Origin of the sequence: Curtobacterium sp. MWU13-2055, assembly GCF_023242305.1 — a bacterium.
Taxonomy (GTDB): Bacteria; Actinomycetota; Actinomycetes; order Actinomycetales; family Microbacteriaceae; genus Curtobacterium.
The window spans coordinates 44,023-66,623 of the sequence record NZ_JALLIO010000004.1 but is presented as its reverse complement, the minus strand read 5'-3'; the positions used below and the strand labels follow the sequence as shown (position 1 = coordinate 66,623).

The following is a 22,601-nucleotide window of genomic DNA, read 5'->3' as shown; positions in this document are numbered from 1 at the left end:
CGGCCGGACGTCGTCGTCCGGCGGGTGGAGCCCAGGCGGTCACATTCCGCAAGGGCATTGTGCAATGCCCTTGCATAATGCTCCGGGGTGGAACGACCTGTCCATGAACGAACGTACAGGCGCGCGCCGAGCGGATGGCAGGCGCCCGTCGTCAATCGCGGGTGGCGACGATCGTGTAGGTCAGGGGAACCCGGTCGCGATCGGCGTCGGGCCACGCCCACGAGCCGTCGCCGGTGTCCTCCATGCGGGGACTGAAGCGCCAGGGCAGCGTGCGCCCCTCGTCCAGGCGGCGGAGTCGGAGTCCGGCGCCGAGCAGGGCGTTCACGATCTCGGACAGCGGGTGCGGCCACTCGAACGTGCGGGTGTTCGCCACGGTGCCGTCGCCGGCGTAGGTGCCGGCGTCGTCCCACTGCTGCGCGGTGCCGTCCGGGAAGTACCGGTACCGGGTGACGAGCTCGTCGGCGGTCTCGTCGAGGCCGTAGAGCGCGGGGTGGCCGTCGCGGATGAAGAACACCCCGCCCGGGCGCAGCAGGCCGGCGACCTGCGCTGCCCAGCGGTCGAGGTCGGGGAGCCAGCAGATCGTGCCGATGCTCGTGTAGACGACGTCGAAGTCGCCCGTGACCGCGGCGCGGGCGTCGAGCACGTCGGTCTCCACCCAGGTGACGTCGAGGCCGAGCCGCGTCGCGAGGCCGGCGGCGGAGGCGAGCGCCGCGGGGGAGAAGTCGACCCCGGTGAGCCGGGCGCCCTCACGGGCGAGCGACACGGTGTCGGTGCCGATGTGGCACTGCAGGTGGCAGACGTCGAGGCCGGCGAGCGAGCCGTTCGGCAGCCACGGCGTCAGCGCCGGCAGGTCGTCGCGCACGACGTCGGAGCGGTGTGCCGGGTCGGACAGCTCGTCGACGGCGTAGGCGCCCTCGTGGATCGGCACCCGGTCGTCCCAGTTCGCCCGGTTCGTGTCGCGGGCGCGGTCCCAGTCGACGCTGACGTGATCCATGCTCATGCTGACGAGCCTAGGACAGCGACAGACCCAGCTTCCGCCCGGCCAGTCCGCGCCCCATCGTCGTGATGCCGTCGGCGATCGCGGCGAGGGCGACGGCTGCGGGGTCCTCCGGCGCGCCGAGCACGACCGGCAGGCCGGTGTCCCCGCCCTCGCGGAGCGGCACGGACAGCGGCACGCTGCCGAGCACCGGCACGGGGGCGTCCTGGCCCCGGGAGAGCCGTGCGGCGGTCCCGGCGCCACCGCCCTCGCCGAACAGGTGCAGGACCGAGCCGTCGGGCTGCACGAGCCCGGCCATGTTCTCGATGACCCCGATCACCCGCTGGCCCGTCTGGCGTGCGACGATCCCGCTGCGCTCGGCGACGTCGGCCGCGGCCGCCTGGGGCGTGGTGACGACCAGGACCTCGGCGTGGGGGAGGAGCTGGCCGACCGAGATCGCGACGTCGCCGGTACCGGGCGGCAGGTCGAGCAGGAGCACGTCCAGGTCGCCGAAGAACACATCGGTCAGGAACTGGTTCACGGTGCGGTGCAGCATCGGGCCACGCCAGGAGACCGCGGTGGAGGCGTCGTCGACGAACATCCCGATCGACACGACCTTCACGTCGTGGGCGACGGGCGGCAGGATCATGCTGTCCACCCGGGTCGGCCGCGGCGCGACGCCGTGCTCGTCGGTCAGTCCCATCAGCCCGGGGATGCTGAAGCCGTGCACGTCGACGTCGACGATCCCGACCCGCAGGCCCCGGCGGGCGAGCGCGACGGCGAGGTTGGCGGTGACCGTCGACTTGCCGACACCACCCTTGCCGCTCGTGACGGCGATCACCCGGGTGAGCGAGTCCGCCGTGAACTGGATGCCGTTCGGCCGGCCGGCCCGCAGGCGTTCGGTCAGCGCGGCACGCGTCGCGGGGGCCATCACCGACACGTCGACGTCGACCGACGACACACCGTCCACGGAACCGGCGGCGACGCGCACGTCGCGCTCGATGGTGTCGGCGGCGGGGCACCCCACGATCGTGAGCTGCAGGTCGACGCGCACCGCGCCTCCCGGCTGCACGTCGACCCCACGGATCATGTCGAGCTCCGTGACGGGCCGACGGATCTCGGGGTCGATCACGCGGCCGAGCGCAGCGAGGACCGCCGTGCCCAGCTGCTCGTCGGCGGGAGCCGCGTCAGCCACGGGTCGAGCTGCCGGGCTCGTTCGCGTAGCCGGCGTCGTCGGCGTCGCGCCGGTCGAGTTCCTCGAGCAGGGACCGCAGCTCGGCGCGGATGAAGTCCTTCGACGCCATGTCGCGCATCGCCAGCCGGAGCGCGACGACCTCGCGCGCCAGGTACTCGGTGTCCGCCAGGTTGCGCTCGGCACGCTGCCGGTCCTGCTCGAACTGCACGCGGTCGCGGTCGTCCTGCCGGTTCTGCGCGAGCAGGATGAGCGGGGCGGCGTACGAGGCCTGCAGCGACAGCACCAGGGTCAGTGCGGTGAAGCCGATCGCGGCGGAGTCGAACTGCCACGGCTTCGGCGCGAGGGTGTTGTAACCCATCCAGACCACACAGAACAGGGTGAGGCCGATGAGGAACCACGGCGTGCCCATGCCCCGTGCGATGCCCTCGGTCGCGCGACCGAACGTGTCACCGCGTCCGCCACGACGGCGGGTCGGGAGCACGCGCGTGCGCATGCCCTTGGGGGAGTCGAGGCGGACGTCGGAGCGCTCGCGATCACGACGGTTCTCATCCGTTCGGGCCACGGGTGGTCCTCCTTCCCGTCGTCACGGGTGTCTTGCGCGGGCGTTGGCGTGGAAGCGGTGAGGGTTCCCCCTCGCCCTGACTTCGCCAGTCGTCCGGCAGGACGTGGTCGAGGACATCGTCGATCGTCACCACCCCGACGAGGCGGTGGGCGTCGTCGACCACGGGGACGGACAGCAGGTTGTAGGTCGCCATCACGCGGGTGACCTCGGCGGCGCTCGCGTCGACCCGGACCGGCTCGGTCTGCTGGTCGATGAGCGTGCCGAGCCGTTCGTTCGGCGGGTAGCGGAGCATGCGCTGGAAGTGCACCAGCCCGAGGAACCGACCGGTCGGCGGCTCGTACGGCGGCAGCGTGACGCACACCGCGGCACCGAGCACCGGGGCGAGGTCGTGTCGGCGGACGAGTGCGAGCCCCTCGGCGACGGTCGCGTCGGCGGAGACGATGACGGGCTCGGTGGTCATCAGACCACCGGCGGTGTCCGGCTCGTACTCCAGGAGCATGCGGACGTCCTGCGCCTCCTCCGGCTCCATGAGCTGCAGGAGCGCCTCGCTCCGTTCGTCGGAGAACTGCGCGAGCACGTCGGCGGCGTCGTCGGGCTGCATCTGGTCGAGGACGTCGGCCGCGCGGGAGTCCTCGAGCCGCGACAGGATCTCGACGCGCTCCTGGTCGGGCATCTCCTCGAGCACGTCGGCCAGTCGGTCGTCGGGCAGCTCCTCGGCGACCTCGAACCGGCGTTCCTCCGGCAGGTCGAGCAGCGTGCTCGCCAGGTCGGCGGGCACCAGGTCGGAGTACGCCGCGATGACGTGCTCGGCGGACTGGGCCTCGCCGGGGAGCTCGTCCTCGGTGACCTCGTTCCACGTCGCGAACGTCGTCGGGCCCTTGCCGAACGGCGACGGGGTGGTCTTCGGCTTGCGGAGGAAGAGCTGCGCGACCTCCCAGTCGCCCTGCCCGCGGTCCTCGATCGCGACGTCCTCGATGGTGGCGCGGATGCGCTGGTTCTTGATGAGCACCTTGCGACCGAGCATCTCGGCGATCACCCGGACCTCGCCGCCGCGCTGCTCGAAGCGGCGCATGTTGACGAGCCCGGTGGTGATGACCTGGCCGGCACCGATCGAGGTGATGCGGCCGACGCTGACGAAGATGCGGCGCTTGCCCGGCACCTCGACGATCAACCCCACGACGTGCGGGGGATCGGCCCGGCGGTAGACCACCAGGACGTCCCGGACCTTGCCCACGCGGTCGCCCGCGGGGTCGAAGACGGAGCACCCGGCGAGGCGGGCGACGAAGACCTTCGTGGCGCTCACCCGACCCAGCGTAGTCGGTTGCGTGCTGGCGCTTCCCCGGCGGTGCACGTGCGATTGCAAGGTGCGCGGTGAATGATGGCTGTGTGAGCAATCAGAGTCCCTTCGCCGGCAGGACCGCCCAGGCCTTCCCGACGCTGCCCAAGGGCGACGTCCTCGGCACGTACGACAGCTACCCCGATGCGCAGCGCGTCGTGGCGAAGCTCGCCGACGCCGACTTCCCGGTCAACCAGCTCTCGATCGTGGGCAACGACCTGAAGACCGTCGAGCGCGTCACCGGCAAGATGACCTACGGCCGTGCGGCGATCGCCGGAGCCCTGTCCGGTCTCTGGCTCGGCATCTTCTTCGGCATCGTGCTCACCCTGTTCTCGCCGAGCTCCGGTGGCCTGATCCTCGCCGCCGCGATCATCGGTGCTGCGTTCGGCATGCTCTACGGCATCGTCTCGTTCGCGATCACCAAGCGACAGCGCGACTTCACGAGCGTCCACCAGGTGCTCGCCACGAACTACCAGATCGTCGTCAACCCGCAGCTGACCGGTCAGGCGCAGCGGATCCTGGGTGAGCACGGTGCGACGCCGTCCACGCACTGGAACGAGCAGCCCCAGCAGGGCGCTCCCGGCGCACCGGTGCAGGGACAGCAGCCGTGGCGTCCCGCCCCGCCACAGCAGCAGTCGCCGTACGGCGGACACGCCACACCCCACCAGCAGCCAGGAGGCCCGCAGCAGCCCGGCACGTCGGCCCCCGGCGCGCAGACGGATGCGCCCACGGCGCCGGGTGCGTCGAGCGCGCCGCGGTACGGCACGAACGACGGGCCCCGGTACGGCGAGAACGCCGACCCGTCCGCTGCCGCCCCCGCCGACCGACCCACCTCGGGTGGGCCGGCGATCCCCGAGCGTCGTCCGCAGGACCCGCCGCAGTACGGCGAGCGGGTGCCCGGTGCGACGCCGCCGGCACCGTCGTCTTCGTCGACCCCGTCGTCCCCGAAGGGCGACGAGCGCCCCTGACGCCTGCGTGCTCGGGGCCGGTGTGCTCGGGTTACAGCACCTTCGAGTAGCAGATCGACAGCGGGGCTCCGATGTAGGGGCCGAAGTTGGCGATGCGCGTGAAGCCCTCGCGCTCGTAGAACCCGACGGCGCGCTTCTGCTCGTTCCCCGTCTCGAGCACGAGCGCCGGTGACCCGAGGTCGAGCGCGGCCTCTTCGAGCCGGCGCAGCAGCGCGGCCGCCACACCCGAGCCGCGGGACTCCGGCCGGACGTACATGCGCTTGATCTCGGTGATGCCGTCGTCGACGACCCGCAGTCCCCCGCACGCCAGCGGAGTGCCGGCCTCGTCGCGCGCCAGGAAGAACACCGCGATGGAGTCCGCCGTCGGCTTCTCGCCGGGTTCGGTGTCGCCGCCGTAGGCACGGTCGATCTCCAGGCGCTGCGCGGCCCGGAGCCGCTGCGCGTCGGGGGAGTCGAAGTGCTCGACCTCGATCGAGAACTGCGGCGTGCGGGAGTCGGTGGAGGCGTCGGGCGTCGTCACCCGCTCAGGCTAGCGGCCGGAGCGGGCGATCCACCCCTCCACTTCCGAGGGGGTCCGGGGGATGCCGATCGACAGGTTCTCGGCCCCGTCCTCGGTGACCAGGATGTCGTCCTCGATCCGGACACCGATGCCGCGGAACTCCTCGGGCACCGTCAGGTCGTCCTGCTGGAAGTACAGGCCGGGCTCGATCGTGAACACCATGCCGGGCTGCACGACGCCGTCGATGTACATCTCGCGACGGGCCTTCGCGCAGTCGTGCACGTCGAGGCCGAGGTGGTGGCTCGTACCGTGCACCATGTAGCGGCGGTGGAACTGGTTGTCCGGCTCGAGCGACTCTTCCGCCGAGACGGGCAGGAAGCCCCACTCGGCGGTCTTGCGGGCGATGACCTCCATCGCGGTGGCGTGCACCTGGCGGAACGTGATGCCCGGCTTGACGATGGCGAACGCGGCGTCTGCTGCCTCGAGCACGGCGTCGTAGACCATGCGCTGCACGGGGGAGAACGTGCCGCTGACCGGCAGCGTGCGGGTGATGTCGGCCGTGTAGAACGAGTCGACCTCGACCCCGGCGTCGATGAGGATCAGGTCACCCGGCTGCACGGCGCCGTCGTTCCGGGTCCAGTGCAGGATGCAGGCGTGGTGGCCCGAGGCGGCGATCGTGTCGTAGCCGACCGTGTTGCCGTCGGCACGAGCCCGGCGGTTGAAGGTGCCCTCGACGATGCGCTCGCCCCGCTGGTGTGCCAGGACGGCGTCGAAGTCGGCGATCACGTCGTCGAAGCCGTGCTTCGTCGCGTCGACGGCCTTGCGGAGCTCGCCCACCTCGTACGCGTCCTTCACCAGGCGCTGCTCGGACAGGTCGCGGGCGAGGACGTCGTCGGTCGCCGGTGCGTCGTCGGTCTCCGGCGCGCCGCCGACGGCGCTGCCGAGTCGTGCGTCGAGGGTGCGGGTCAGGTCGTCGTCGGCCTCGCGCACGAGCAGCGCCGAGGCGTCGAGCCCGTCGGCGACGTCCGAGAAGGCACCGAGGTCGGCCGTGGCCAGCCCGAGGTCGGCGGCGACGGCGTCGAGCGAGGGACGCGGGCCGACCCAGAACTCGCCGATCTCGGGGTTCGCGTAGAACTCTTCCGACTCACGACCGGCCGTGGCACGGAAGTAGAGCGTGGCGTCGTGCCCGGAGCCGTTCGGCGTCATCACGAGGACGGAGCCGACGACGGTGTCGGTGCCCCACCCGGTCAGGTGCGCGAACGTGGAGTGCGGGCGGAAGGGGTAGTCGCAGTCGTTCGAGCGGACCTTGGCCTGTCCGGCGGGGACGACGATCGTGCGGCCCGGGTGCAGCTCGGAGATGCGGGCCCGACGCTCGGCAGCGAAGGCGGCCTGCTCGCGGGGCTCGGGGATCGTCTGCTCGCGGTCGGCCCACTGCGACCCGATGAAGTCCTTGAAGGTCGAGGACCCGGGGGTCGTGGATCGGTTGCTCGTCGCGCGGGGAGTCGTGTCGGCCATGCCCCCATCATCGCACCGCGCTGCACCGGCGTCCTGTGCGGCCCCTCACCTGTGGATAGCATTGTCGACGTGCCCGACCCGTTCATCGACCTGCACGCGCACTCGAGTGTCTCCGACGGCACCGAGCGACCCGCGGAGCTCGTCCGAGCGGCCGCGGCCGCCGGCCTGGACGCCGTCGCGCTGACCGACCACGACACGACCGCCGGCTGGGCCGACGCGTCCGGGTCCGCCCGCGAGCTGCCGCTGACGCTCCTGCCGGGTCTCGAGCTCAGCACGCGCATCGGTTTCCGGAGCGTGCACGTCCTCGGCTACCTGGTCGATCCACACGACCCGGGCCTGGTCGAGGAGACGGACCGCATCCGCTCCGGCCGCCTCTCCCGCGCGCACCGCATGGTCGACCGCATCGGCGAGGACCACCCGATCACCTGGGCCGACGTCCTGGCCCAGGCGAGCCCCGGGGCCACCATCGGCCGCCCGCACATCGCCGACGCGCTCGTCGCGCGGGGCCTCGAGTCCGACCGGAGCGCGGCGTTCCGCGGCATCCTGCACCCGGCGTCCGGCTACTACGAACCGCACGAGGCACCGTCGCCCCTGCGCGGCGTCGAACTCATCCGACAGGCGGGCGGTGTGCCGGTCATCGCGCACCCGGCAGCCTCGTCGCGGGGGATCGTCATCGACGAGCCGATGCTCCGCGACCTCGTCGACGCCGGGCTCGGCGGGCTCGAGGTCGACCACCGCGAGAACCTGGCGCACGGCAAGCGCACCCTGCTCGACTGGGCGTCGCGCTACGGCCTGTTCGTCACCGGTTCGAGCGACTACCACGGCACGGGCAAGCCGAACCGGCTCGGCGAGCACCGGACGGCGCGGGTCGCGTTCGACGCCATCCTGTCCGAGGCCACCGGCAGCGCCCCCGTGGTCGGCCCCGGCTCGCGCCTGTCCTGACCCGAGGCTCGTCCCCACCGAAGCGACAGTTCTCGCTCGGCGCGGCCTGACCCCTCCGCGAAAGCGACAGATTCCCGCCGACGGTTCGCGGCAATCTGTCGCTTTCGCGGGGGCAGTCGGCAGGTGAGGACGACGAAGGGCCCGTCGCGTCAGCGACGGACCCTTCGGTCTGGAGGCGCTACTCGCCGTCCGACGAACCCTGCGGTGCCGAGGCGGTCGCCGAGGCATCGCCGGTGCCGGCTCCGCGACGGCGGCGACGGCGGCGACGCTTCGCGGCGCCGTCGGTGGTCCCGCCCTCGGTGGCCGACGAGTCGTCGGTGGGCGCGGAGGTCGGAGCCGCGGACTCGGTGGCGGGAGCCTGCGAGGCGGGCTGCTCCGAGCCTCCTGACCGGGTGCGGCTGCGCGACCGCGAACGCGACGCGTCACGCGGACCGGAGGCCGGACGGTCGCTGCTGCGCTTCTCGGCGGGGGCACCGGCCGACGCGGCGTGCGACGAGGCACCGGGCAGACGGCCCTTGGTGCCCTTCGGGATGTCGAGTTCCTCGAACAGGTGCGGCGACGACGAGTAGGTCTCGACGGGCTCGGGGATGCCGAACTCGAGGGCCTTGTCGATCAGCGTCCACTTGTGCAGGTCGTCCCAGTCGACGAACGTGACCGCGATGCCGGTCTTGCCGGCACGGCCGGTACGACCGGCGCGGTGCAGGTAGGTGTCCGGGTCGTCCGGGATCGTGTGGTTGATGACGTGCGTGACGTCGTCCACGTCGATGCCGCGGGCGGCGACGTCGGTGGCGATGAGCACATCACGCTTGCCGGCCTTGAAGGCGGCCATCGCGCGCTCGCGCTGCTCCTGGTTGAGGTCACCGTGCACCGCTGCGGCGTTGAACCCGCGGTCCTTGAGCTCCTCGACGAGCTTCGCCGCCGCACGCTTGGTGCGGGTGAAGATCACGGTCTTGCCGCGGCCCTCGGCCTGGAGGATGCGGGCGATGACCTCGTCCTTGTCCAGGGAGTGCGCGCGGTAGATGAGGTGCTTGATGTTGGCCTGCATGAGGCCCTCGTCCGGGTCGGTCGCCCGGATGTGCACCGGACGGCTCATGAACCGGCGGGCGAGGGCGACGATCGGCGCGGGCATCGTGGCCGAGAACAGCATCGTGTGCCGCACCTCGGGGATGGCCTGGAAGATGCGCTCGATGTCCGACAGGAAGCCCAGGTCGAGCATGCGGTCGGCCTCGTCGAGGACGACTTCCTGCACGTGGGACAGGTCGAGGAGTCGCTGGCGCTGCAGGTCGATGAGGCGCCCGGGCGTGCCGACGACGATCTGGGCGCCGGCCTTGAGCTGCTCGATCTGGCCCTCGTACGCCTTGCCGCCGTAGATCGCCGCGACGGTGGTCGGGCGGTTCGAGGTGGCGACCTCGAGGTCCTCGGTCACCTGGACCGCGAGTTCGCGGGTCGGGACGACGACGAGGGCCTTGACGCCGGGCGCCGGGTCGGCGCCGAGGCGCTGGATGAGGGGGAGGCCGAACCCGAAGGTCTTGCCGGTACCGGTCTTGGCCTGGCCGATGATGTCCTGGCCGGTGAGGGCGAGCGGGATCGTCTGCTGCTGGATCGGGAAGGGCTCGAGGATGCCCTTGCCCGCGAGCGCGTCGACGATGTCCTGCTCGATGGAGAGGTCTGCGAAAGTCAAAGAATCACCTTAGTTCTGGTGGAAGTCCGGGCCAGTCTACCGATGGGCGGGTGGAGCGGGGCGCGAGGCGGTTCCCGCTATGCTCTCCGGGTGGTGTCGTGGTGGAACCGGAAGCGCGCGGCGCAGCTCGCAGCAGCGTGGCTCGCGTCGCGGAACCCGCGCAACGCAAGCCAGGTCAAGCGTCTGGCGCTCGACGACGTCACCCCCGAGCTCGACGTCTACCTGGGCCAGGCCGCGTACCTGCAGCTCTCCGTCTACGAGACGATGGGTCGTGCCGGTGCCTCGGCGCCGACGCTGTCCGGTCGCTTGGTGACGGGTGTGCTCGCGACGACGGCGCTCGACCGGCACCGCACGATCGTCGCCGAGATCGAACGCAACGGGTCGGACCCGGCGGAACTGATGGCGCCGCACCGCGAGGCGATCGACCGGTTCCTCGAGCGCACGAGCGGCGCCGACTGGTACGAGTCGATGCTGACCGGCTACGTCACGGCCGGCATCCTGAACGACCTGTTCGGCAACCTGCTGCGGTCGCTGCCGAACGACGTGCGGCAGCGGTTGCGCTCCGTGTTCGACGCGCGTGAGGAACCCGCGGTCGTCGAGGAACTGACCGCCCGCATCGAGGACGACCCCGAGGTCGGTTCGCGCTTGGCGATGTGGGGCCGGCGTCTGGTCGGCGACACCCTGCTCGTGGCGCGGTCGGCACTGGCGTCGCACGCGCGCGAGGACCAGGAGCGGCTCGAGCCGGTCTGGACCGAACTGATCGCGGCGCACACCCGTCGAATGGACGCGCTCGGCCTGACGGCCTAGGCCCCGCGGGCCTTGAGTCGTTCGTAGTACTCGACGTCGCTCTTGTCGCGGCGCCTCCCGAGCAGCCACTCGACGACGAGGGCGACGACGCCCGCACCGACCAGGGCCACGACCCAGATCCAGGTGGCGTCGTACCGCCATCCGGCCCAGGTCAGCGCCTCCCACAGCACGGCAGCGGCGATGCCGCCCACGGCGGGCCCGATCAGGACGCCACGACTGGCACGCCACGGCAGGACCACGTGCGCGATCCCGCCGATGATCAGGCCGCCGAGGACGGCGAAGAGCAGTTCCACGTCGTCAGGCGACGAAGCCGATGCGGCGTGCCTCTTCCGCGCCGACCTCGACGTACGCCAGGGCGGCGACCGGAACGATGAAGCGACGGCCCTTCTCGTCCTGGAGCGACAGGTGCGTCGCCTTCGACGCGAGGGCCTCAGACACGGCCTTCTCGATCTCGTCGGCGGTCTGGGCGGTCTCGAACGCGATCTCGCGCGGGCTGTTGATGATGCCGATCTTGATGTCCACGAGCACAGCGTATCCGAGCGGTCCCGGAGGACATCGGACGTTCGCCGCGGGCGCACTCTGCGGCCCGGGTGCGCGCCGCGCCCGCGTCGGGCCGGGTGGTGTCGGCGGTCGTGGGTACCGTACGAGCGTGCCGCAGACCACGCTGACGCCAGCCCCCGCAGACGTCGGCGTCGCACGCGCCCTGGTCGACGACCCGTCCCAGACCGCCGTGCTCGCGCTGCCCGACGGCCGGCACGCGGCGGTCATCGGCGCTCCCGGCACGGGCAAGACGACCACGCTCGCCCGGCTCGTCGCCGACCGGTTGCGCCGACCGGACGCGATCAGCCCCGACGGGCACGCCACCGTGCTCGCGCTGACCTCGTCGCGGACCGCTGCCACGGCCCTCCGTGACCGCCTCGCCGCCGCCGTCGACCGCGTGGTGCCCGGAGCGCTCGCCCGGACCGTGAACTCGTTGGCCTTCCAGATCGTCGCGCACGCCGCCGCGGTCCAGGGGCAGGAAGCGCCCACGCTGCTGACCGGTGGCGAGCAGGACCGCATCATCGCCGACCTGCTCGCCGGTCACGAGCTCGACGGCACCGGTCCGAACTGGCCCGAACCCATCACCGCGGTGGTGCGCGAGCGCGCCGGGTTCCGGACCGCGCTGCGCGACGTCATGATGCGTGCGGTCGCGGCGGGCGTCGAGCCCGAGGACATGCGCGAGCTCGGCGACGAGGGCGGTCGACCCGAGTGGCGGGCCGTCGGTGACTTCGTCGACGAGTACCGGGCCTCGGTCACCGCGTTCCGCGCGACCAGCCTCGACTCCGGTGAGCTCGTCGCGTTCGCCACCGCCGCCGTGCTGCGCGGGGAACTCCCGGCGAGCATCGCCGCCCTCGGACTCATCGTGGTCGACGACACCCAGGAACTCGTCGAGGGCGAGGTGGCACTGCTCGGTGCGCTCGCCCGGTCCGGCGTGCAGGTCGTCGCGTTCGGCGACCCGGACATCGCCGCCTCGGCGTTCCGCGGGGCCGAACCGGACGTGCTCGGGCGCCTGGCCGTGCGGCTCGGCGTGGACCGCGTCGACGAACTCTTCCTCGGCACCGTGCACCGGTACCCCGCGCCGATCCGGTCGTTGGTCTCCGGGATCACGGGGCGCATCGGCACGGCAGCGGCCGGTCGGCAGCGCGCGGCGACGGCGAGCGACGAGGACGCCCGAGCCGACGCCGTCGTGCACCTCGAGGCGGCGAGCCGGTCGGCGCTGCTCGTGGCCGTCGCGCGGAGGCTCCGGGAGCACCGCCTGCTCGACGGTGTGCCGTGGCACCGGATGGCCGTCGTCACCCGCAGCGGCGCCGCGATCCCCGAGCTCGTGCGTGCGCTCTCGGTGGCCGAGGTCCCCGCGACCGCCGGTGCCGCGCCCGTCCGCCCCCGTGACGACTCGGCGGCGCGGGCACTGCTCGACGCCGCGGCGGTCGCCCTCGGGGTCCTTCCCCTCGACGCCGCCCTGGCCACCGCGTTCGCCACCGGGCCGCTCGGCGGACTCGACACCCTGGCGATGCGCCGGCTGCGGCTCGCCCTGCGGCGCGAAGAGCTCGCCGGCGACGGCACCCGCACGGCCGACGAACTCCTGATCGACGCGCTCGGTGCCCCGGAACGTCTGGCCACGGTCGACGCGGGCTTCGCCAGACGGGCGACCCGACTCGCGCGCAGTCTGGTGCAGGCACACGCCGACGCCGAGGCCGGATCGAGCATCGAGGAGATCCTCTGGGGCTTGTGGGAGCGCAGCGGCCTCGCGAAGTCGTGGGGCGGCCAGTCCGCAGCCGGCGGGGTCGGTGCCGGCGAAGCGGACCGGCACCTCGACGCCGTCGTCGGCCTGTTCACCGCCGCCAAACGGTTCGTCGAGCGCACCCCGGACGCCCCGGCCCGGGTGTTCGTCGACGACCTGCTCGGCGCCGACCTGCCCGAGGACTCCATCGGCCCCGACCGCACCGCCGGCCGGGTCCGGGTGCTCGCCCCCTCGGCGACGATCGGACTCGAGTGCGACGTCGTCGTGGTGCTCGGGCTGCAGGACGGCGTGTGGCCGAACACCCGGGTGCGCGGCAGTCTGCTCGATCCGGACGGCCTGGTCCGTGCAGCGTCGGGGGCCGAGCGTTCGCCGATCGACGACCGCGCCGCGGTGGTCGCCGACGAACTCCGCTTGTTCGCCCGCGCCGTCTCCCGCGCGACCACGCAGGTCGTGATCGGCACCGTCGCCAACGACGACGAGTCCCCGTCGCCGTTCGTCCGCCTGGTGCCGGTGCCGCCGGACCGGCAGCCGACCGTGCACCCGCTGTCCCTGCGCGGACTGGCCGGGTCCCTGCGACGTCGGGTCGTCCTGTCCGGCGACCACGAGGCCGCCTCGGCGTTGGCCCGGTTGGCCGAGGCCGAGGTCCCCGGGGCCGCACCGGACGACTGGTACGGCCTCGCCGAGCCCACCACCGACGAGCCGCTGGTCGACCTCGACGCCGAGCCGGTGCCCGAGGTCGAGGGCGGCGAACCCGTCGCCCCGACCGTGTCCGTCTCGCCGTCGCGCATCGGCACGTTCGAGGAGTGCCCGGTGCACTGGTTCGTGCAGACCTTCGGCGGCGGTGCGCCGAGTCCGGCGATGGGGATCGGCACGATCGTGCACGAGGCGATGGAGCACGCGACCGAGATCGACGTCGAGTCGCTGTGGGAGCGGGTCGAGGCCCGGTGGGACGAACTGACCTTCGAGTCGCCGTGGGTGGCCGATCGGGAACGCGCACGCACCCGCCGCATGATCGAGGGGCTCAGCGACTACCTGCGGACCTTCGCGGGCGCCGGCCGCCGGTTGCTCGGCGCCGAGACCTCGTTCGCCCTGGTTACCGGCCCCGCCCGGATGCGCGGCAGCATCGACCGCATCGAGGTCGACCCCGAGGGCCGCGTCAGCGTCGTGGACCTCAAGACCGGACGCTCGATGCCGAGCGAGAAGAACGACATGCCGGAGCACCCGCAGCTCGGCGCGTACCAGCTGGCGATCGAGGACGGCGCGGTCGAGGGTGTTCCGGCCGGCTCGCCCATGACGGACGCCCGACTCGTGTTCGTGCAGAACCCCCGCGGCGGGCAGGCCTACTCGGAGCGCACCCAGCACGCGTTCGACGCCGAGGCGCGCGACGCCTACCGGGAGCGCCTGCACGGGGTCGCGCGCGGCATGGCCGGACGGACCTTCCTGGCGAACGTGGACGACCACTGCGAGAAGGCCCGGACCGGCGTCGAGTGCCGCATCCACGTGGTCTCGGAGGTGACCTGGTGACCGACACGACCGGCACGACCGACGCGACGGGCTCGACGGGCACGACGGACGTCCTCGTTGCGCCTGTGGTCCGGCACGGCGCCGACGCCATCGCCGACGCCCTCGGCCGCCCGCGCCCGACCGCACAGCAGCGCGCCGTCATCGAGTCCCCGCTCACCCCCGCCCTGGTCGTCGCCGGAGCCGGCAGCGGCAAGACCGAGACGATGGCGTCGCGGGTGGTCTGGCTGCTCGCGAACGGCATGGTCCGCCCCGACGAGGTCCTCGGCCTGACCTTCACCCGCAAGGCCGCCGGCGAGCTCTCGGTGCGCATCAACGACCGCATCCGTGCACTCGAGGACGTCGGCCTGATCACCCCGGGCGACGCCTTCGAAGCGCCCACGGTGTCGACCTACAACGCGTTCGCGAACGCCGTCTTCCGCGAGAACGCCCTGCTCGTCGGCCGCGACGGCGAGTCCCAGGTCCTGACCGAACCGTCCGCCTGGCAGCTGGCCCGCCGCGTCGTGGTGGCCGCGCGTGACGACCGACTGGCCGGACTCGACCGCGACGTCGACACGCTCACGGCGGCCGTCGTGGCGCTCGCCGGGGCCACGTCCGAGCACCTCGTCGAACCCGAGGACCTCCGCCGGTTCGCCGTCGAGTTCTCCGACCTGCTCGAACTGCCCGGCAACCGTGGCAAGCCGTACAAGGCGATCACCGACGCCGTCGCTGCGATCGGTGCGCTGGAGCCCCTGGCCGACCTGGTCGCGGAGTTCCGACGGCAGAAGGTCGACCGCGGCTTCGTCGAGTTCTCCGACCAGATCGCCCTGGCGCTCGCCGCGGCCGAGTCCGCGCCGCGGGTGGTCACGGACCTGCGGCAGCGGTTCGGCGTCGTGCTGCTCGACGAGTACCAGGACACCTCGGTGGTGCAGACCCGGTTCCTCGCCCGGCTGTTCCGCGGGCACTCGGTGATGGCCGTGGGCGACCCGCACCAGTCGATCTACGGGTTCCGCGGTGCGAGCGCCGCGAACCTCGCACGCTTCCCGCACGACTTCGGCGGCACCGAGCCGGATGCGGTCCGGCCCGTGACGTTCGCGCTGTCGACGAGCTGGCGGAACCCGGTCGACGTCCTCGCGGGAGCGAACGCGATCGTGGCGCCGCTGTCCGAGGCATCCGAGGTCGACGTCGAGCGCCTGTCACCGCGACCCGGTGCGGACGCCGGGACGGTCCGGGCGGTGTTCCCGGAGACCCTGCCAGAAGAGGCCGACGAGGTCGCCGCCTGGTTCCAAGGCCACCGGAAGCGGAACCCGACCGGGTCGATGGCCCTGCTGCTCCGTGCCCGCAAGGACCTGGCGTCGTTCACCGCGGCGCTCGGAGCGCGCGCGGTGCCCTTCCACGTGCTCGGCACCGGCGGTCTGCTCCAGCGCCCCGAGATCGTGGACCTGGTCGCGTGCCTGCGGGTGCTGCACGACCCGGCTGCCGGCAACGACCTCATCCGGTTGCTCGCGGGTGCCCGGTGGCGGGTGGGCGCGGCGGACGTCGTCGCCCTGCACCACCTCGCGCGGTGGCTGTTCCAGCGCGACCACACGCAGCAGCGGCTCGACGACGAGCTGACGGCGGCGTTCCGCGCCTCGGTGGCTGCGGGCGAGCACGGTTCGATCGTCGACGCCCTGGACTTCGTGGCGACCGCACCGGACGAGCACGGCGCGCTCGAGGGCATCACGCCCGCCGGCCGCAGCCGGATGCGGGCGCTGGGCACGCAGCTCGCGATGCTGCGGTCGCGGGCCGGCAGCGACCTGGTCGACTTCGTGACGCTCGTGGTGCAGGAGATGCGGCTCGACATCGAGGTCGCGGCGCACGAGCAGGGCAGCGGGGCGTACCTCGACGCCTTCATCGACGAGCTCGCCGGGTTCGTGTCCACCGACGACCGTGCCGACCTCGGCTCCTTCCTGGGGTGGATCGACGCCGCCGCCCGCCGTGACGACATGGGCCCGCGCTCCGAGGAACCCGAAGCCGGCACGGTCCAGATCCTGACGATCCACGGGTCGAAGGGCCTCGAGTGGGACGCCGTCGCGGTGCCGCGCATGGTCGAGGGCGGACTGCCCGCGCGGCCGCAGGAGGGCTCGTCCGGGTGGCTCGGCTTCGGCCGGTTGCCGTACGAGTTCCGGGGGGACGGCGCCGAGCTGCCGAGCCTGGCGTGGCGCGGGCAGGAGACCCAGAAGGACGTCACGACCGCGATCGACGCCTTCAAGGAGCAGGTGAAGGCCCGCAACGAGGACGAGGAACGCCGACTCACGTACGTCGCGCTGACCCGTGCCCGCCACGACCTGCTCGTGTCCGGTTCGTTCTGGGCCGGCGGCGTGCGCCCCACCGAGCCGAGCCGGTACCTGCACGACCTGGTCGAGGCCGGGGTCGTCGACGGCACCGCGATCCCGGAGACCACCGTGCACGACGAGAACCCCCTCGGCGAGGACGGCGCCCAGCAGCTCTGGCCGCACGTGCCGTTCGGGCAGCGGGCGCCCCGGGTGCTGGCGGCGGCCGAGCGGGTCCGGAACGCCAACCCCGGTGCCTCCGGCCGGTACGCGGCCGACATCGACCTGCTGCTCGCCGAACGACGTGCGACCCGGAACGCGAAGCACGCGGTCGTGGTCCCGCACCGCGTGCCGGCCTCCGGCTTCAAGGACTACCTCACCGAGCCGGACACGGTGGCCGAACGCCTGCGGCGGCCGATGCCGGAGCGTCCGTACCGAGCGACCCGGCTCGGCACGCTCTTCCACCAGTGGGTGGAGCAGCGTGCCCGGACGGGCGGGTCGCTCGAGACGCTCGACGTGTGGGGCGACGAGCTCGACCTCGACGCCGACGACCTGGTCGACGCCTCGCCGGACGCAGTGGTCACGGACGACGACGCCCGACGACTGGCCGACTTCCAGGCCACCTTCGCCCGCTCACGGTGGGCCGGCCGCACGCCGGTCGAGGTCGAGCGCGAGATCCACATCCCGTTCCTCGGGCACAGCGTCGTCTGCAAGCTCGACGCCGTCTACGAGATCGACGGGCGTGCCGAGGTCGTCGACTGGAAGACGGGCAAGGCGCCGTCCGGTGCCGACGACCTGGCCCGACGGACGCTGCAGCTCGCCCTGTACCGGGTGGCCTACGCCGAGTTCACCGGTCGACCGCTCGACCAGGTCGACGCCGTGTTCTACTTCGTCGCGGACGACCTCGAGGTGCGCCCGACCGAGCTGCTCGACCGTGCTGGACTCGAGCGCGCCTGGACGGCCGCGATCGGCTGACGGACGAGGGGTCGCGACACCCCGCGGCGTGCACGGCGACCGGTCACAGGCAGTCAGCGCGAGGCTCGACGGCCGACGGTTCGTGGCCGGTCGGTGCTCGGATGGCAGGGAGTCGTGACCGCTCGGTGCCGGACGCCGGCGGGGAGCGCGCCGCGCCCAGCCAGCCACCCTGGAGGCCCGGTGCCGGTCTCGCGGACCGGCCCTGGGCCTCCAGGCAGTCGCGCCCACCGCCCAGCGCGACCGCCACTGGTCACGACAGCCCGTCGGCGGATGCGGACTGGTCGTGGACGGTCGCTCGAACACGGGGCGGACGACGTTGCGTGACCGCTCGGCAGAGGTGAGCGCGGTACACGAGCCGGAACGTCGGAGCGGGGGTCAGCCGTGTCGGCGTTCGGTCGACGACAGCAACTGCTCGACCTCGCCGATCTCCATCGTCTCGGGGGACACCGACTGCAGCGGTTCCGCGCTCGGCGCGTGCACCGCGTCGACCAGCCGGTGCATCATGGCGACCGCGTCGTCGACGACCTCGGTGCTCTTCGCCTGGACGCCGTGCAGCAGCCAGTGCGCCGTCTCGAGTTCGTGGTGCACCCGGGCGCGCTGTGCGAGCTGACGGTCGCGTCCGCCGCCGTTCGCCTCGTAGGCGCTCAGGACGGTGTCGAAGGCGTCGCGTCGGCCGGCGAGCACCCAGGCGAGGTCCTTCGCCGGGTCGCCGAGTCGGAGCTCGCCCCAGTCGAGGATCCCGCTGACGGAGTCGCCGTCGACGAGCAGCACGCCGGTGCCGATCGATCCGTGCACGACGGTGGGGGTGAACTGCCACAGCTGCTGGTCGCGCGCGGCACCCTCCCACCGTTCGACCAGGGCGGCGGGCACGAGCTTGGTGGCGACGGCGCGGTCCATCACGGACACGGCGGAGCGCAGCACCTCGAACGGGGTGAGCGACGGCAGGCCGGCGTCCGAGACGAAGCTCGTCGGCAGCTGGTGGATCGCGGCGAGGGCGCGGCCGACGCTCGTGGCGAGCTCGGGGCGCTCGGCGAACGACGCGAGCGTCGGGTGCGCGCCCGGCAGCCGGGTGGTGACGATGGCGCGGGTCGATCCGATCGGCGCCTGACCGCGGTACTCGGCCACACCGAACGGGAGGCGCGTGCGGATCCCGGCGCTCAGCGCACGGATCGCGACGAGGTCGGCCGACTGCCGGGCTTCCGCCCGCTGGTTCCGGGGACGTCGGATGACCGTCAGGGCGCCGTCGGCGTCGCGGAGGAGAGCCGACTCGTAGTCGCCGGCCGCGGCCGAGCCGAGCGTGCGCGTGCCCGTGACGACGAGACCGGGCACGGCCGTCGTCGCCAACGCGGCTAGAGTGAACTGGGATCCCGCCATGCCCCTCAGGGTAGGTGCGTGACGCCTGCACCGGTGCACGCCACGCTGTTCCCGAAGCCTTCCCAGTACGCCTTGCCGCACGCCCCGCCCGCACGCCCCGCCCGCAGGCCTCGCCTGCACCTGAACCGAGGAGCCCTCTGCCGTGACCGTCGAGTTCGCCTCCCGGCTCCCGCTGTCCCGCAACGAACTCGACCGCGACGCCGAGTTTCGCACGACGCCGGACCTCGACCGGGTCCTGCGCGAGGACTCCGCGACCCGGTACCTGCCGGTGCACGGCTCGGAGATGCTCCGGAACGCCGACGGAACCCTGCGGTTCGTGATCGCGGCCGACGTGCCGGACGGCACCGTGACGCTGTACCTCGGCCGCGCCGTGTCCGACGCTGCCGACGCCCCCGCCGGCACCCGCTTCGTCGCGGCCCTCGTCGACGACGCCACCGCGTCGGCCATCGAACCGTCCGACGACGCGTGGGAGAGCCTGCGCATGTTCGGCACCGAGCTGTCCCCGCGCGACCAGGGCCTGGCCGTCGAGGCCGTGGCGATGGCGAACTGGCACGCCGTCCACGGCTTCTCGCCCCGCACCGGGTCCGCGACCGACGTCGTCACCGGCGGGTGGGTGCGCCGCGACCCTGAAGGACACGAGCACTTCCCGCGTACCGACGCCGCGATCATCGTCGGTGTCGTCGACGCCGACGACCGCATCCTGCTCGGCTCGAACGCCGCGTGGGACGCCGACCGCTACTCGCTGCTCGCCGGGTTCGTCGAACCGGGGGAGTCGCTCGAGGACGCCGTCCGCCGCGAGGTCTTCGAGGAGTCCGGCGTGCACGTCGAGGAGCCCGAGTACCTCGGCTCGCAGCCGTGGCCGTTCCCCGCGTCGCTGATGGTCGGCTTCCGTGCCCGCGCAGTGGACGGCGACCCGTCCACTGCCCGGCCCGACGGCGTCGAGATCCTCGACGTGCGCTGGTTCTCGCGCGAGGACATCCGGGAGCGCGCGGGGGACACCCTGCTGCTGCCCGGTCGGACCTCGATCGCCCGCGCCATCATCGAGGAGTGGTACGGCGGGCCGCTGGACCTGCCGTGAGCAGTGCTGGTGGTGGGCCGGTGCCGGCTGGCGCTGGTCCGGGCGGTTCGAGCGGTTCGGCCGGTTCGGCCGGTTCGGCCGGTTCGGCCGGTTCGGCCGAGGTCCGTCCGCCGTCGCCCGATGAACTCCTCGCCGCTCTCGACACCGAGCAGCGCACCGTCGCCCGGACCCTGCTCGGCCCCGTCGCGGTCCTGGCGGGCGCCGGCACCGGCAAGACCCGTGCGATCACCCACCGCATCGCCTACGGCGTCGCGACCGGCACCTACGCACCGAACCACGTCCTCGCGCTGACGTTCACCACCCGCGCCGCCGGGGAGCTGCGGTCGCGACTCCGCTCGCTCGGCGCCGGCACGGTGCAGGCGCGCACCTTCCACGCTGCGGCGATGGCGCAGCTCAGCTACTTCTGGCCGGACACCGTCGGCGGGCACGCGCCGAAGATCGTCGAGTCCAAGGGCCGGATGATCGCGCACGCCGCGGACACCGTCGGGATGTCGGTCGACACCCCGGTGCTGCGCGACCTGGCCGCCGAGGTCGAGTGGCGCAAGGTGCAGATGCTCTCGCTCGAGGAGTACGAGGCCGCCGCCGCCGAACGGGTGATGCCGCGCGACACCTCGCCGCGCCGGGTGATCGACCTGATGAAGGCCTACGAGCGCCTGAAGGACGACCGCCGACAGCTCGACTTCGAGGACGTCCTGCTCGCCACGCTCGGCATGGTCGAGTCGGAGCCGCGGGTGGCGTCCTACGTGCGGCAGCAGTACCGGTTCTTCGTCGTCGACGAGTACCAGGACGTCTCGCCCGTGCAGCACGACCTGCTGCGGGCCTGGCTCGGCGGCCGCGACGACCTGTGCGTCGTCGGCGACGCCAGCCAGACGATCTACTCGTTCGCCGGTGCGTCGAGTGACTACCTGCTCGGCTTCGGCTCGGAGTTCCCCCGCGGCTCGGTCGTGCGACTCGAGCGGAACTACCGCTCCACCCGCGAGGTCGTGCACGCCGCCAACGCCCTGATGCGCGGGCAACCGGGCGCGCTCGACCTGGTCGCCCAGACGGAAGAGTCCGGTCCCGACCCCGTCGTGGTGCCGTGCGTGCACGACGGCGACGAGGCGCAGACCATCGCCCGACGGATCGCGGAACTCGTCGCCGGCGGAGCGTCGTACGGCGACTGCGCGGTGCTGTTCCGCGTCGGCGCCCAGTCCGCGGCCCTCGAGTCCGCGCTCGGCCGCAACGGCATCCCCTACCGGGTGCAGGGCGGCACGCGCTTCTTCAACCGGCCCGAGGTCAAGCTCGCGGTGCACCACATGCGCGGCGAGGCGATCCGGCAGACCGACGACGAACTGACCCGCCGTGTCCGCCTCGTGCTGCAGGTCAGCGGGTGGACGTCGACCGCCCCCGAGGGCACCGGTGCCGTCCGCGAGCAGTGGGAAGCCCTGCAGGCGATCATGGGCCTGGCCGAGGACGCCCCCGCCGGCACGACCATGCAGCAGTTCACCCAGGACCTGGTGGACCGTGCCGCGACCCACCACGAGCCCGAGGTCGACGCCGTGACCCTGGCGACCCTGCACTCGTCCAAAGGGCTCGAGTGGCCGAACGTGGTCATCGCCGGCGCCGCCGAGGGCCTCTTGCCGATCTCGCACGCCACCACCGACACCGAGGTGGACGAGGAACGTCGCCTGTTCTACGTCGGCCTGACCCGCGCCCGGCGGACCGTGACGATCACGTGGTCGAGACAGGGTTCCACGCGTGGGGGAGCCCGCGCTCCGAGTCGGTTCCTGGCAGCGCTCGGCACGCGCACCGCGGATGGGGCGGCACCGACCACCGGCTGACGGCCAGGTCGTCGCGGTCGAACACCACCTGGTCCGGGTCGGCACGTTGCGACCGGAGCGGCAGGCGCTGCACGAGCAGCCGGGTGGTGGCCGCGGCCACCGCGGCGGACCGCCACGGTGACAGCGGCGCCGGTGGTCGTCCCCACAGCTGCGACGCGATCGCCGGCCACGCCGGGTCGTCGTCCACGCGTGCGAACTCGGCGCACTGGAGGCACGGGCCGGCCCCCGGGACCACGAACGGCCCGAGGCGGATGCGGCCGTCGCCCACCACGACCGCCAGGTGCGGCACGCCCCTGCGGGTCCAGGCGGCGCGGAGCGCCGGGTCGACGACGTGGTCGGCGACCACCACGGCGAGCCGGGGTTCGTGCTCCGGCAGGTCGACGGGGCCGCCCCGCGGGGACGAGGTCCGGGCGACGGTCACGCCCTCGCCGGACAGGTGCGCCGCGATCGTGTCCGCCAACCCGCCGGCCCCGTGCACCTCGACCCGTTCGAGCGGTTCGGGCAGGACGTCGATCACCGCGGGGGACGCCGCACCGAGCACGCGCGCGGCGACGTCCGGTGGGCAGCCCGAGGTGACGGCGAGGCCGTTCAGCGCTTCGCGCCCCGTCTCGCGCCGCAGGGCACTGAGGAACCGTTCCTCGCCCGTGGTCGGGACGTCGACGACGGCACGAGGCGGATCGACTCCGAGCTGCACCGTCGTCGGGTCGCGCCAGACGAACTCGAGTGTCGGATCGATGCGGATGCCCATGACCCCACGGTGCCCGAGTCGGGGGCACGCGT

Annotated in this window: 18 protein-coding genes; 7 read left to right on the top strand and 11 right to left on the bottom strand. The window is 72.9% G+C overall.

Annotated elements, in window-relative coordinates; genetic code table 11:
- Positions 1-151: 151 nt before the first annotated feature.
- Genes M4960_RS10445 through M4960_RS10430 form a run of 4 tightly spaced genes read right to left on the bottom strand, consistent with a single transcriptional unit; the run spans position 152 to position 4,036 of the window.
- On the bottom strand, positions 152-1,000 hold the full coding sequence (locus M4960_RS10445; RefSeq protein ID WP_248704196.1) for a bifunctional 2-polyprenyl-6-hydroxyphenol methylase/3-demethylubiquinol 3-O-methyltransferase UbiG: 849 nt from the start codon (positions 998-1,000) through the stop codon (positions 152-154).
- A gap of 10 nt (positions 1,001-1,010) precedes the next feature.
- A complete protein-coding gene (locus tag M4960_RS10440; protein ID WP_248704195.1) occupies positions 1,011-2,171 on the bottom strand; it encodes a P-loop NTPase in 1,161 nt (386 codons plus the stop codon).
- Entirely contained in the window at positions 2,164-2,664 is a 501-nt protein-coding gene (locus tag M4960_RS10435) for a DUF1003 domain-containing protein (protein WP_111085044.1), read from the bottom strand. The genes M4960_RS10440 and M4960_RS10435 overlap by 8 nt, the downstream gene beginning before the upstream one ends.
- 52 nt (positions 2,665-2,716) lie before the next feature.
- Positions 2,717-4,036, bottom strand: coding sequence for a magnesium transporter MgtE N-terminal domain-containing protein (locus M4960_RS10430; protein WP_111084991.1), 1,320 nt, complete (start codon positions 4,034-4,036; stop codon positions 2,717-2,719).
- A gap of 83 nt (positions 4,037-4,119) precedes the next feature.
- On the opposite strand from M4960_RS10430, the gene M4960_RS10425 reads away from it, so the two are divergent.
- On the top strand, positions 4,120-5,037 hold the full coding sequence (locus tag M4960_RS10425; protein ID WP_131921592.1) for a general stress protein: 918 nt from the start codon (positions 4,120-4,122) through the stop codon (positions 5,035-5,037).
- Positions 5,038-5,068: 31 nt separating this feature from the next.
- On the opposite strand, the gene M4960_RS10420 is transcribed toward M4960_RS10425, so the two are convergent.
- Together M4960_RS10420 and M4960_RS10415 are read right to left on the bottom strand one after the other, a co-directional pair.
- Positions 5,069-5,557, bottom strand: a complete 489-nt coding sequence (locus M4960_RS10420) for a GNAT family N-acetyltransferase (protein ID WP_159571561.1) — start codon at positions 5,555-5,557, stop codon at positions 5,069-5,071.
- A gap of 9 nt (positions 5,558-5,566) precedes the next feature.
- Positions 5,567-7,051, bottom strand: coding sequence for an aminopeptidase P family protein (locus M4960_RS10415; protein WP_123294094.1), 1,485 nt, complete (start codon positions 7,049-7,051; stop codon positions 5,567-5,569).
- A 69-nt stretch (positions 7,052-7,120) separates the two neighbouring features.
- Here M4960_RS10415 and M4960_RS10410 point away from each other — a divergent pair, with 69 nt between their 5' ends.
- Positions 7,121-7,993: a PHP domain-containing protein gene (locus M4960_RS10410; RefSeq protein ID WP_123938949.1), complete on the top strand. Its 873-nt coding sequence runs from the start codon at positions 7,121-7,123 to the stop codon at positions 7,991-7,993.
- A 178-nt stretch (positions 7,994-8,171) separates the two neighbouring features.
- On the opposite strand, the gene M4960_RS10405 is transcribed toward M4960_RS10410, so the two are convergent.
- On the bottom strand, positions 8,172-9,674 hold the full coding sequence (locus M4960_RS10405; protein WP_131878363.1) for a DEAD/DEAH box helicase: 1,503 nt from the start codon (positions 9,672-9,674) through the stop codon (positions 8,172-8,174).
- Between the two features lie 90 nt (positions 9,675-9,764).
- Here M4960_RS10405 and M4960_RS10400 point away from each other — a divergent pair, with 90 nt between their 5' ends.
- Positions 9,765-10,481, top strand: a complete 717-nt coding sequence (locus tag M4960_RS10400; protein WP_235035842.1) for a ferritin-like fold-containing protein — start codon at positions 9,765-9,767, stop codon at positions 10,479-10,481.
- Here M4960_RS10400 and M4960_RS10395 read toward each other — a convergent pair.
- Complete coding sequence (locus tag M4960_RS10395; protein WP_173169507.1) at positions 10,478-10,774, bottom strand: hypothetical protein; 297 nt, start codon at positions 10,772-10,774, stop codon at positions 10,478-10,480. The two genes, M4960_RS10400 and M4960_RS10395, sit on opposite strands and share 4 nt — an antisense overlap.
- 4 nt (positions 10,775-10,778) lie before the next feature.
- Positions 10,779-11,003, bottom strand: coding sequence for a DUF3107 domain-containing protein (locus M4960_RS10390; protein WP_111084998.1), 225 nt, complete (start codon positions 11,001-11,003; stop codon positions 10,779-10,781).
- A 127-nt stretch (positions 11,004-11,130) separates the two neighbouring features.
- Here M4960_RS10390 and M4960_RS10385 point away from each other — a divergent pair, with 127 nt between their 5' ends.
- A complete protein-coding gene (locus tag M4960_RS10385) occupies positions 11,131-14,286 on the top strand; it encodes a UrvD/REP family ATP-dependent DNA helicase (RefSeq protein WP_248704194.1) in 3,156 nt (1,051 codons plus the stop codon).
- Positions 14,283-17,549, top strand: a complete 3,267-nt coding sequence (locus tag M4960_RS10380) for an ATP-dependent DNA helicase (protein ID WP_248704193.1) — start codon at positions 14,283-14,285, stop codon at positions 17,547-17,549. The genes M4960_RS10385 and M4960_RS10380 overlap by 4 nt, the downstream gene beginning before the upstream one ends.
- Positions 17,550-17,924: 375 nt before the next feature.
- Here the strand turns inward: M4960_RS10380 and M4960_RS10375 are convergent, their stop codons facing one another.
- A complete protein-coding gene (locus M4960_RS10375) occupies positions 17,925-18,923 on the bottom strand; it encodes a phosphotransferase (RefSeq protein WP_123938945.1) in 999 nt (332 codons plus the stop codon).
- A gap of 142 nt (positions 18,924-19,065) precedes the next feature.
- On the opposite strand from M4960_RS10375, the gene nudC reads away from it, so the two are divergent.
- Both nudC and M4960_RS19730 read left to right on the top strand, forming a co-directional pair.
- Complete coding sequence (gene nudC, locus M4960_RS10370) at positions 19,066-20,001, top strand: NAD(+) diphosphatase (RefSeq protein ID WP_248704192.1); 936 nt, start codon at positions 19,066-19,068, stop codon at positions 19,999-20,001.
- Positions 19,998-21,821 carry an ATP-dependent helicase gene (locus M4960_RS19730; RefSeq protein WP_248704191.1) on the top strand — a complete coding sequence of 608 codons (1,824 nt, stop codon included), beginning with the start codon at positions 19,998-20,000 and terminating at the stop codon, positions 21,819-21,821. Before nudC ends, M4960_RS19730 begins: the two co-directional genes overlap by 4 nt.
- Here M4960_RS19730 and M4960_RS10360 read toward each other — a convergent pair.
- The gene (locus M4960_RS10360; protein WP_248704190.1) at positions 21,712-22,569 is read right to left on the bottom strand and encodes a TOMM precursor leader peptide-binding protein; all 858 of its coding nucleotides are present in this window, start codon (positions 22,567-22,569) and stop codon (positions 21,712-21,714) included. The two genes, M4960_RS19730 and M4960_RS10360, sit on opposite strands and share 110 nt — an antisense overlap.
- Positions 22,570-22,601 lie beyond the last annotated feature (32 nt).

Coding starts and splice junctions, on each gene's coding strand:
- M4960_RS10445 (WP_248704196.1), bottom strand. CDS start 1,000: ATGAGCATGGATCACGTCAGCGTCGACTGGGACCGCGCCCGCGACACG.
- M4960_RS10435 (WP_111085044.1), bottom strand. CDS start 2,664: ATGCGCACGCGCGTGCTCCCGACCCGCCGTCGTGGCGGACGCGGTGAC.
- M4960_RS10415 (WP_123294094.1), bottom strand. CDS start 7,051: ATGGCCGACACGACTCCCCGCGCGACGAGCAACCGATCCACGACCCCC.
- M4960_RS10375 (WP_123938945.1), bottom strand. CDS start 18,923: ATGGCGGGATCCCAGTTCACTCTAGCCGCGTTGGCGACGACGGCCGTG.
- M4960_RS10360 (WP_248704190.1), bottom strand. CDS start 22,569: ATGGGCATCCGCATCGATCCGACACTCGAGTTCGTCTGGCGCGACCCG.